The organism is Sphingobium sp. HDIP04, assembly GCF_000445085.1.
Classification (GTDB): domain Bacteria; phylum Pseudomonadota; class Alphaproteobacteria; order Sphingomonadales; family Sphingomonadaceae; genus Sphingobium; species Sphingobium indicum.
Map to the genome: position 1 here is coordinate 146,229 of NZ_ATDO01000142.1, position 11,676 is coordinate 157,904.

Genomic DNA, 11,676 nt, shown 5'->3' on the forward strand with positions numbered 1-11,676 from the left:
CTTGTTTGAGTAATTATGCCGCTCAAGCGCATCGGCGCAGGACATCACAGCGGCAATCAGGTGGCCGGGCTGACTGCCTCGCCGCTCATAGATTCAACCCGCGCGACCTCGCGGTCGAAGAAATCGGTGACAAGCTTCAGCCAAACCCGAAGATCAAACCGACCCAACGACCGCATATTTGCCTGCCGCCCAGCGCCAAAGCTCTCAATCCAGCGATATTCTGCTTGTGCGACCATCGCCAGGATGATGCGTTGAAGGTAGATCATGCCGACTGCGCCGCGGGCCAGCCCCGGAATATGTCGACTGCCAGCACCTCTTGCGCTGTTTGGGCGGCATCCATCTGCGTGCGCAGATCGCGGGCATAATTGTAGATGCCGTCGACAAACTCCATCGCCTCGCCCGCCATCACCATCATTTCCGTCGGCGTGAGCGAAACGACGCTGTTGTCCTTCATCGTGAACTCCAGGGGCGCGTCATCGCCGCGTGATTTTCGCAGCATGGCAACGCCCACCTTGAGCTGAAGATTCTGGATATGGAGGGGCTGACTATCGACGATTCCCCAACTGGTCACCGCGCCGCCGACCGCGAAGGATGCGCGGATCGTCTTGGTAAAATCCCACAACGACGCGCGCAAGACTATAGGGTCAATGTCAAGCAACTGAGTTTGGGCGTTGAAGTCCTCCGCAGGGATCGTCACCACCCCGCGATTCCCGATGAGTGATTGAAGGCCTGCCGTTCCCTCCGGCCCGAAGCCCCGGATAAGCTCCTGACCCGTGCCAACGTCATAGATGACGAAGTATTCATTCATTTCTTCACCTCGGTAATCTGGAAGTTGGTGCCCTCGCCTAGGACCACCTTGCTGCCATCGTTCGGGCCGAAAAACTCGAAATTGAAACTGCAAATATGGTTGCCAGCGGACAGGCCGCTCACTCGGTAGCGGAATGATATGAAGGCAGAGCCAGAGCCAGCCATCGTCATGTCATGCCGACGGAACCAGTGCTGCGTTCCGTCGATGTAAATGCGTATCCACATTGTCGGGCTGGCGTTGCCGTTTGGCAGAAGGCTTACGGACGCTTCGAACTCAAGCGCGGAGCTGCCTTCGTCTTTGGCAAATGTCGTCGAATAAACTGCGTACCCGCTGCCCGTGTTGACGCCCTTGAACACATCGTATCCAGGGTTGGAAAGCTGCGAATAAACCGTCTTGTTGACGGCGTTGTTCGTGATCTTTCCCGTGGTGATTGTCCCATCGACAACCAGGTTGCCGCTGATCGCCACATTGCCGAGATTGGCGCTGATGGCGGCCAATGAAGTGACGCTGATCTTCGCGGCGGTGACAGCACCGGCATCGAGTTTGTCGGTAGTGACAGAGTTGGAGGCGAGATGCCGGGCGAGAATATCGCCATCGACGATCAGCTCCGCACTGGCGGCGACTTCAAGCTTGCACGCGGTAAACGCCATATATCCGGACGCGAAAGCAACGTCATTGTAAGCGCGCAAGTGATAGGAGTGGCAGTTAGCCGGGAAAGTGAATTGCCGCGACTTGGTCGTGTTTTCTCCCGGCGCGAAGTCGATGTTGGCCTGGGTGATGTAGGTTCCCGCTTCGTCGTAAAACTGTACCGCCACGCGCAAAACGCTTGATCCGCTGGGCGCAGTATTCCGGCCCCTTACGCGGAAGTTGTAGGTGAGGCCGTCCGCGCCGTTGATCTTCTTCCTGATGGAGGTGATATGCCGTCGCGAGGCAGCGCCGGGTCCCACTTCAGCAACGCGGGGCGTGGCCATGACAGTTGCCGCATTGGTACCGTTCGGCTCCCGCAAGACCCAGCCCGATTCAATCGATGACCAATATCCATTAAGGCCCGCATCATCAAAGTAGGGGTCTGGGCACATATTGTCCGGCATAATGGCCATCTGGTTCGCGCGGACCGAGTTTGCTGCCAGTTCTCGGGTGTTGATCGCTGCCGCTGCCACCTTCCCGGCAGTGACGCTATCCGCGCCCAGATGCTCTGCAAGGACCGCACCTTCAACGATCAGGCTTGCATCTGCCGCCTTCTGCAAACGAATTGCGGAGATCGACAGGTTTCCGGTCGCGGCCCACGCCTCCCCGTTATAGATGGCGATCCGGTAATAAATGCAGTTCGCCGGGAATGTGAACTTGGTCGACTTGATCTCGCCAGCGTTGGGCGTTCCTGGAGCGAAATCTACTTGCGCTTGCCCGATGATTGTCAGCGGGTCACCGCCATAGAACCATACGGCGCATCTGAGGATCGTTCCCGTGCCGCTGGTCGGTGTTGTGTTCCGACCATGCGCGCGGAGCCAGAAGGTCTCACCCTGGCTATCGCACTTCTGCAACCCGGTGCCGATATGGATACGCTCGCTTTGCGGGCCACCGATGTTGATGGCGCGCGGCACATTCATCGCGACCGATGCCCAGCCGGTCTCATTCAGGTAGGCCCAGGCGCTCTGCTGATCGACCCGGTAATTCCAATAGGACATGTCCTCGAAGAACGGGTCGGCGCACATGTTGTTGGGGATGATCGACATCTTTGATGCGACCACCGCCCCAGCAGCCAGATGCGGCGTCTGGATGGAGTTATCATCGATCTGTGTGCCGACAATCTTGCCAATAACATCGCCCGCCGCGACCGTCGCCACATAGGCAGAGCCGTTCCAGCGGTAGAGCTTGCCGTCCGAGGTATTGAAGACGGTATTGGTACTCTTCACCACTGGCAAGGTAGGACCGACAAGGGCAATCGGTTCGATGCCGGCCGCGAATTTCGCTGTCGTCAGCGTGGCATTGTCGATGTCCGCGCCGTTGATCGCGGCCGTCCACGCGCCGCTCTTATAGCGGTAGAGCTTGCCGTCGCTTTCCCGATATACCAGCCGACCTTCAAACAGGTTTGTCGTCGGCAGCGTTGATGCCACGATCTCATAGCCAGCCTTGATCTTGGTCAACTGGAACTCGGACGTCACAGTCTTGCCGCCATAGACCGCCGTGAGGGTCAGCTTGGCCGCATCCCCCGACATGGCGGTGACGCGGTAATAGCCCTTGGGCTGGCCCGCGACAGGGCTGGCTGTCGTCGTGTTGATCGTGCCGGTGCAGCCTGTGGCCGTGGCCGATAATGCGGCCGATGCAGTGACATCGACACCGCCCGACATAACCTTGACCAGGCCGTTGGCATTGGAAAAGTCGGTGACGATACCGTTCTCATAGGCCCAAAGCGTGACTGTCGGGCGTGACAGGGTGATGTTGGGAGCGGCAATCTGCTCCATCTGCTCCGGCGTCGCGCCGTGCGTCGCGTTCGGCTCCGCAGGCTTCAGGTCTTCAACCGGCGTCCCGTCTTCATAGGTGATGTTGCCGGCCGTGATCGGCCCGAACAGCTTTTCCCAATCGGGATTGTCGTCGCCTGGCCCGGAACCGGCATGGGGCGTATCGGACGCATAGAGCCAGCGCGACCCGTTCGGCAGGGATACGATATTGCCCCGTCGATAGACGGTGGTCGGGCTATATTCGCCACAATCGATCAGCGGCGCGTCGAAGGCGATCTCATCGAACGTATGCACCCGCCAACTGCGCGCCGCGCCGAACATGATGCGCTTGTACGGAGCGCTGACATCGGCTTCGGAGCAGCGCCGCACCGGCGGCAGGCGGCGTCCCTGGCAGTCCAGCGTCAGGCTCGGCGCGGCGAAGGTGGGACGCACAGCAAACAGCCGCCCGACCAGGTCCACGCCCGCCTGCGCGTTGCAGGGCCGCGCCATGCGGCGGGCCAGGTCCAGCAGGCTGGACTGTTCCGTGATGACGATATTCACATTGTAGGGGACCGCCGCGTCCAGCGCGTCCCAAGACGCCGCGTCGACCAGCGACGACGATATGCCCAGCACCGCCGCGATGCGCTGGACGATGGCGCCCGTCTTGCGCAGGAATCCGCCGCCATTGTCGCCGTCCACGTCGCCGGTGATGACGCCCGCCGGGGGCGCGCCCAGCCGTGCCATCCCCAGCGCGTGGCAGGTGGCCCAGCGGCCGTTCGGAATGTCGGCCGCCACCAGTTGCGCATAGGTCGCATAATTGCCGATGCTGGAACCCAGCGAAGCGCCGCGCTCATACAGCGCCGAAATGCCCTGGATTGCATAGGCGCTGAACTGGAAAACATTGTCCACGGTGCTGATCGGGACCGGCTCGACGTTCAGCGCCCGGCCGAATATCCATGGCTTCAGGCGGCCCTTCAGATCCTCGCCGCCCTCCGCGTCGCCGGTTCCGGCATAGGCCAGTTGCAGCACGTCCTTCTGGAACGGCTCCTGGTCGACCTCCGCGGTCAGGGTGAGGGCGTTGCCCTCCTTGCCGAACTCGCTGATCTTGCCCTTGAAGATCATGGCCCCGGCCAGGGAGGGGAGGTCATAGCTGCCCGCGGCGTTGAGCGATGCGGCGGGATCGACGGCGTAGAGCGTGATCCCTGCGCCAGCCCAGCGCAGGGCGCGCGCCGACGCGTGCAGGTTGGCCAGCGCATCGATGCGAATGGCGAGGGCGGCCGACCCAGGCTCAACGTTCTGGGTGAAGTCGCCATCGAACAGCGGAATCCCCAATGACGGCCGCTTGGATATGGCGGGCCACCACCGCTCTCCCGCAACGCCGTTAAGCCGCCGGTCCTGCGCCGACGAAGCGCGCAGCACGGGGCGGCTCCCGTCAACCGCGTTGAGGGGAGAAAGTTCGGCAAGGATATGCATGGTTTAGAAGTTGCCCCTCGCCGAAAGCAGATTGGACGCGACCGGAGTGCCCGCTCCTGACCCGCGCATGGCCGCGAGTTGATTGTTGAGGATCGCCTGCAGGATGGTTGCCAACGACCCCGTCTGGCCGTTCAGGGCGGCGACCAACTGCTGGGTCTGGGATTCGGTGGCCGAAACCACGGGAGCGGCAGCGGACTCGCTGGCGAAGATGCTGTCGCGCGCCGCAGAGATGGAGGCGACATTGGATTCCGCGTCGATGCGCGTCTTCGTCAGCGCCGTCACCTGGTCCAGCAGCTTGAAATAATCCTCGCTGGATCCGTAGACCTGCCTTTGCAGGTCGAGCAGCGTCCGCGCCGCGTCGGAATAGTCGTCATAGGCGGAGATGTCGCCGCCCGCCACGCGCTGGGCGAGGGGGTTATATTTGGCCTGCGCCTCCGCCAGCCGCTCCCGGAGCGACCGGGCGTCGTTGCCGACGGTCAGTTCATCGAACAGCGATTTGAGCGAGGCCGTGACCTTCTCCGCCGCATCCTTGACCGCGGCGGCGCGCTCCTTGCCGTACAATTCCTCCAGCGATGCATATTCTTCGGTCGAGGCGCCGGCTTCCTCGAATATCTTTTTCAGCCGGTTGAATTCCTTGTCCAGCGTGTCCATCGCCGCGCCGACCGGGTCGGTATATTCCTTCAGCCGATGGAACACCCCTTCGAAGTCGAGCGCCTTCTGAAGCTGGCCTTCGATGTCGCTCGACCGCGTCAACAGCGCCTGGGTCGACGCCCGCAGGCCCAGCAGCGCGCCGTCCTTCACCGCATCGGAAATGGCGAACTTGATCGCGTCCTCGCCGCCTTCCTTGCCGAAGTCGGTCACGTCGCCATATTTCGCCTTCAACTTGCCGCTGCGGCCGGTAGTGGAGACGCGCCATTTGCCCTTATATTGGCCGATGCTGACGGAATAATCGCCGATGTCGGCGCCAAGCTGCTCGGCGATGGCGTCCAGCCCGCTCTGGATCGAAGTCCCCGCCAGGTTTGCGTTGGACCGATAGGCAGCCTTGTTCCCCGCCACGGTGACATCGCCGCTGCCCTGGCCGGTAACGACGGCAGTGCCCCATTTCGGCTTCGACAGCAACCCGCCCAGGGCGCCGCCCAGCAGGCCGCCGGCGATGGAGCCGAGTGGGCCGGCGAAGTCGCCCAAGCCCTTGGCGATCTTCTCCAATCCCTTCGTCAGGAATTTCTCGCCGATCTTGTTGCCGAGCGCGCCGCCGATGCTGCTGCCGAGCGCGCTGTTCGCTCCGCCGAAAGCAAGATTGCCGGCGGAAGCGCCGACACCGGCGGCTCCCATGGCCTCACCCAGCGTCTTGCCGATCTTCTCCACGTTCTCCTTGCCGAAAATTTCCTCAATACCGCTGGAGATGGCTTTGGACAGGCTGTCATTGAACAGGTCGGTTCCTGCTCCGACGCCTTTGAGCAGCAGACTAAGGCCGGAATCCGCAGGCGCTCTTTCTGAGACACGGGCGAGGAAGCGCGCGACATCGTTTCCGAAAAAGTCCGCAATGTGCTGGAGTCCGGTATCGATCTGGCGATTGGCTTCACGCGCAAGTTCGCGCTGGCGGCGAAGGCTGTCTTCCTGCTGTTCGTTGAAGAGTTCGCCTTCCTTTTTCCGGTCGCCCCACAGATCCTTGTCCATCTGATCCATGGCGCGCTGGTTGCGCTCATTGTCATTCGCCACCTTCTGCTGCGCGGCGGCAATGCCATAGGCGAGAGCGTCATCGGGCGAGATAAGCCCCGCCTTCATCACCCGGTCGATTTCCGCCAGCGCGTCGGCATATTCCACGGCGGCGGCGCGGCCCTGGTCGAACTTGCTGAACAGAGTTTCGGCGGCGCGCTGCAGTTCCTCCGCCTGGCGTTTCGCTTCTTCCGCCTGTCGCTCGGCCGCCCGCGCCAACTGGTCGTTGATGCGGTCGCTGTTGACCTCGTTCTTGCCGCCAGCCCATGCAAGGTGAAAATGGTCGCTATGGCCCTTGTCGCCGGGGCCGAGCAGTTCCTTGACCGTCAGGCCCGCCGCTTCGGCGGCGGCGCGGATCTGCGCCTTCGTGATCGAACCCATGCCCCCGGCAGGCACGAAGTCCACCGCCTGCCCCTTATAGTGGTAGGATCCCCTGACGTGCTGGCTGCCGGTGGTCGAGGTGATGGTGCCGCCGAATGCGGAAAGCAGCAGCTTGCTGACCTGGCCGACGGTCGCGGCTTCCCGGTCGCGGGCGGTGCCGCTGGATTTTAGGGCCTGTTCGGTTTCGCGGATCTTCGCCAGTTCGGCGGCGCGGGCTGTTTCGATGCGTGCGAGAGCGTTGGCAACTGCTTCGTCCGATCCGCCCTTGGCGATGACACTGTTGCGCTCGATGTCGAAGCGTCGGTTCGCACGACCCTCCGCCGTCCGCATCTGGTCGGTGATGCTGGCGATGTAGTTGCCGCGATTGATATTTGTATTGCGCGAGAGCCGGTCCAACTGATCCTGATTGTCTTTGAGCAGTTGAGTTAGTCGCTCAACCTCGCGGGTGGCGGCAACGAAGCCAGGATTGATGACGTCGCCGCGCGCGGTAATCTTCACATCATCGCGCTTCTTTTCAGCCGCGATCTTGGCCTGCTCCAGCATGGCCTTCGTTTCATCGCGAGTAGCTTGCGCATTTTGACGCCGAATATCGATGTCAATAAAGGCAGCGCGCGCCCGATCTTCCGTTGTCTGGATTGATCGCTCCGCAGCCTCATTCAGAGCCTCGATGGCGCGCTTCTCTTCCTCGATGGCCTTTTTGGTTGCCTTGGACGCCTCATCGTGTTGCCAGAGTTTTTCGACCAGCAGTCCAACGGCGAAGGCTGCGCCTGTGAAGGCAATGCCCCACGGGCCGGATAGCAGGGTCGCTATGCGCCCGATGCCCTTCTGCGTGCCATCGGCCTGCACCCCCAGCCCGGACAGGGCGAAGGCCAACTGCGGCAACTGCTGCGCGAACACGACGCTCGCCCTTTGGCCGCCGATGAGGCTGATGACCAGATCCTGCCCCTGCTGGCCCGTCTGGATATAGGCCTGCCGCAGGATGCCGGATCCACGGGCCAACTGATGGAAACCGTCATTCTGAGCATGAATGGCGTTGCTGTGCGCCTGAAGCTGATCGCGGGCATTCTGCACCGCGGCGGCATGCAGCCGCTCATCGATGATGTTCGCCTTCAGAAGATCGTCTGCGGTGTCCAGCGCCTGGTTGAACCGCTGCTGGGCCGCGTACATGGGGTCCAACTGGGCGTGCAGTTGAGTGGCGGCTATTCCCAGGCGTTCCATGTCGCGGACCTGCTGGTCCAGCGCGGAAAATCCCGCGCCGCCTGCCATTGCTGACGGGCGGGAGACGCCCAGCGCGCCGTTGTAGCTTTCCTGCGACCGTCGCGCGTAGACTTCGTCCCGCGCCGCGCGAGCCTGCTCCGCATAGAGTTCGCGATAGGAAGCGGCCAGGGCGGTGTTGCGCGCCGCAGTGGCGTCGATCTCAGCCTGCAACCGGGTATAAGTCGTGACCTGGGCGTCGGCGGCTTCCCTGGCGCGTGTCGCCTCCACGACCTGGGCGCTGAGCGCCTGGAGGTAGGAGCGGGTCTGCGCGGACGTGTCGCCGGTCGAGATGGCAAGCGCCTGCGCCGCGTCCCGCGTGGTGCGGAGCGAGAGTTCATAGGCCTTGGCCTGTGCGGCCGCCTGGCGGAATTCAGCGACACCAAGGTCTATCGCGCCGGACGTCTTCAACCCGCGCGAGACCGCGCCGTTGATGACGCGCTCCACCTCGGCGAAATTGGCTTCGAAGGCGCGGCGCGCGCGGGCGGCCGACTCCCCGGCCTCCCGTTCGAAAAGCGAGAAGCCTTGGCCGGAGGGATCATATTCGGCGCGGATGAACGCCGGAAAGATCGCGGACTGATCGGTCACTTACTTCCCCAGGGCTTGGCGGATGAGAAAGGGCAGGTTGGACCTGGCCCAGGCGAGGATCGCGCGCGGATTGACCCGTGCGCGGCGAGAGGTGCGGCGGATGCCGATGAAGGCGACGAACTGTTCCTGGAGGGCGCGGCCAGCGCGGACGCGGCCACTGGCGGGAAGCCGGCGGGGATTGGCGCGACCGGCCATGCGCGTGGTGACGTTCCGGACGATCAGCAGCGCTTCGCCCGGATGCCGGCCGGGTATCTGGACAAGCGGCCCGATCTTGCTTTCATAGCCGCCGGCGCGATACCGCGCCGGCGTCATCCGGAAATTGCCTTTGACCCGCTTCTGCAAATCATCGCTGGCGATCCACAGCCATGGGCCGCGGGGCGTTATCTCCGCCCCTTCGGTGTAGGAGATGATGGCGCCGACGGTGCGTTCATTCTCCGTCCGAAGGTGGACGATGCCCGACGCGGAAAAGCCTTCCGCGCCCCGGCGATGAACCCGGCCGGAGCGCCGCAGGTCTGACGTCGACGTGATGGCGTTGCCCAGCCGGCCCAGCCCGGCCGCCGCCATCTCCGCCCGGAGGGTCGACACGACCATGCGCGCGCCGCGATCCGATGCGACCAGGGCGGCATTCTCCAGTCGCTGGATGCCGCCCCTCTGGAAATCGCGGAAATGATTGAGGCTGGGTGGGCGAAGCGAAGGCCTAATCGGCATTGCTTTTCAGCCGCGCAAGCTGGTTGCCGATGATGGCGAAGGCCTGCACCAGCAGCGTGGGCTGATCGAGCAGGGCGCCGCCATCCGGCCACACCATCCCGCTGAGTCCCCGATCGCATTGATGATAGAGGCGCAGCAGGTCGAAATCGTCATCGCTGACTAGGTCGCGGGGGTTTCGTCTGAAATCGCCGACGCCGTCGATGTGCCATTCTGTGACTCCGTTCCAGTCGTCGAAGTCGGCTGGTCGGTGGGCGATGGCGGCGGCGATAAGGAGTTTTTTTCCGCTTCCTTCGACAGGAACATGCGGTTGGACGCTTCGACGTACAGTTCCACGAACGCCTTGCCTTCGGGAAGGCCGTTCGCCTTTTCCAGTTCGGTAAGGTCGGCGTCCAGCGCCTCAACCGTATCCAGGCTGAGGACGCCCTCGCGTGAAGAGAAGGGCGTCGCGATGCCCGACCAGCCCGCCAGCACCACAGAGATGAGCAGGGCGGGCGCTTCCCGATTGAAGATCACGTTGTCGGCGGCCAGCTTCCGCAGCGGCGGCCAGTTTTCATGAATGCCGCGCGTAACGGTGGAAATTTCCTCGTCCGACGGTCCGGGGCATGTAAAATCGGGAATGTCATCGATGGGCTTTCCGCGATGCTCTTCCTCCCACTCGTCCCGCGCATCCCAGTGCTGGCGCAGCAGGGGTTCCCAGGTTTCGAATTCATCGTCGCTGGAGAGGGCGCGCAGGCCGCGCAGGGTTTCGGCGCGCATGGCTTCCCGGTCATGCAGCCGCAAACCTTCCTCGATCATGAGGCGGTCGTACCGGCGCCGCTCGCGGCGGCTGACTGCGCGCAAGCGAAAGACCGGCGGGTTTTCGATATTGGCCAGCGCATCGGGGGTGAACCGATGGATCTCGCTGGCCTCATAGGGAACAGAGGCCACGATATTCTCCGGGTTAGAAGGGGAAGACGATCGAGACGTTCCGGTCGGCCGCGTCCACGAACAGGTCGCCGGTTTCGTTCACGAAGTCGCCGCCGACATTGGGCGAGCGATAGTTGAAGCGGGCATCAGGCACGTTGACGCTGACCACCGACCCGGCGCCATAGCCATATTGCGCCCAGACCGCATGCTGGGCCTGCGCGTCGGCCAGCGCCAGCGTGTCGAATTGCGCCTTGCGATATTTCTGCAGGTCGGCGGTGACGGTGGTCTTGCTCTCCACCAGTTCCTCCGCATCCGAACCGTCCGATTTGTTCGGGTTCGGGGCCGCAGCGGTGCGCAGGCCTAGGTCGATGATGATGGACGAACCGCCCACGGCCTTGCCCGCAATCCACAGGTCGCCGTCGCGGAACTTCGGCACCGCGCCCAGGGCGGGGATGGTGGGCGTCGCTTCGTCCGCCGTGCCCTGGATGGACCCGGTCATGGTGACTTCCAGCATCGGAATCGCGCCCTGCTGGCGGGTGGACGTCGGCAGGTTGATGCGCAGGCCGGAGACGCGCATGTTCACCAGGTCGAACCGCAGGCCGTCCAGCCAGAGTGACAGCGACAGCGGATCGGGGTCCGTTTCCGCGATGGAGCGTTGATAGGCCAGTTGCGGCGGGATCTGGTAATTGCCGTCGGGCGGCGCGCCCAGGGTTTCCATTAGCGTCGCCAGCTTGCCAGCGGTATAGGACCGGATCGCGGTCAGGCGCTGGGCATAGGTCGTTCCGATGCTGGCGAGCGATACCAGCAGGCCCTTATACAGGCCGGCCGTGGCAGCGGCAGTCGCCCCCAGCGTGACGCTGGTGGTGGTCGGACCGGCGCCGATCGCTTCGGGCGCGGCCGGGATCGCCGCCGACACCCGGTTCTCGGTGAACTTGGCTGCCTGGAGGATTCGGCCGGGCAGAAACGCATTGGCGGCCGGCACGGCGCCGCCCGTCGGCGGGCGCAGATAGATGTTGAAGGTGAGCGTGCAGTTCTTGCCGATCACCTCGTCCCCGTTCTTGTGGACCGAGCCGGTATATTCTTCATTCGCGACGGTCACGCCCTGAATGTTGAAATTGCAGTTCGCGATGGGCAGCACTTCGGTCGTTGCGCTGGGCTGCACGAACGTGTCGATGATCGGCTGCTGCGCGATGGCGAGCGCCGTCTTGTTGACCTTCAAGCCCATGGATCAATCCTCCTTGGCGGGGGCAGGCGGCGCATCGGCCTGCAGTTCGGGACGGACGAAGCGGGCCTGCTCCAGGGCCTTGTCCAAATCCTTGCCCTTGCGGGCGGCGTCGTGGAGCGCGTTGAAATCCACGCTGCCGTCGGGCAACGGCGGCGCGCTTGGCGTATCAGCCATGGTCG

At 63.3% G+C, this 11,676-nt stretch carries 8 protein-coding genes; all 8 read right to left on the bottom strand.

Annotation, left to right across the window (positions count from 1 at the left end; translation table 11 throughout):
• Positions 1–56: 56 nt before the first annotated feature.
• The 8 genes from L286_RS46875 to L286_RS49110 all read right to left on the bottom strand — a co-directional run bounded on the left by L286_RS46875 (position 57) and on the right by L286_RS49110 (position 11,671).
• Positions 57–266, bottom strand: coding sequence for a hypothetical protein (locus L286_RS46875; protein ID WP_021224146.1), 210 nt, complete (start codon positions 264–266; stop codon positions 57–59).
• Positions 263–808 carry a DUF4376 domain-containing protein gene (locus tag L286_RS46880; protein ID WP_021224147.1) on the bottom strand — a complete coding sequence of 182 codons (546 nt, stop codon included), beginning with the start codon at positions 806–808 and terminating at the stop codon, positions 263–265. Before L286_RS46880 ends, L286_RS46875 begins: the two co-directional genes overlap by 4 nt.
• Entirely contained in the window at positions 805–4,578 is a 3,774-nt protein-coding gene (locus L286_RS46885; RefSeq protein WP_152522364.1) for a hypothetical protein, read from the bottom strand. The genes L286_RS46880 and L286_RS46885 overlap by 4 nt, the downstream gene beginning before the upstream one ends.
• Before the next feature lie 144 nt (positions 4,579–4,722).
• Positions 4,723–8,658: a hypothetical protein gene (locus L286_RS49495; RefSeq protein ID WP_021224149.1), complete on the bottom strand. Its 3,936-nt coding sequence runs from the start codon at positions 8,656–8,658 to the stop codon at positions 4,723–4,725.
• Entirely contained in the window at positions 8,659–9,366 is a 708-nt protein-coding gene (locus tag L286_RS46895) for a hypothetical protein (RefSeq protein ID WP_021224150.1), read from the bottom strand.
• 159 nt (positions 9,367–9,525) lie between these two features.
• Complete coding sequence (locus L286_RS46900) at positions 9,526–10,293, bottom strand: hypothetical protein (protein WP_021224152.1); 768 nt, start codon at positions 10,291–10,293, stop codon at positions 9,526–9,528.
• A 13-nt stretch (positions 10,294–10,306) separates the two neighbouring features.
• A complete protein-coding gene (locus L286_RS46905) occupies positions 10,307–11,497 on the bottom strand; it encodes a hypothetical protein (protein ID WP_021224153.1) in 1,191 nt (396 codons plus the stop codon).
• 3 nt (positions 11,498–11,500) lie between these two features.
• Positions 11,501–11,671, bottom strand: a complete 171-nt coding sequence (locus L286_RS49110; RefSeq protein ID WP_021224154.1) for a hypothetical protein — start codon at positions 11,669–11,671, stop codon at positions 11,501–11,503.
• Positions 11,672–11,676: the final 5 nt, after the last annotated feature.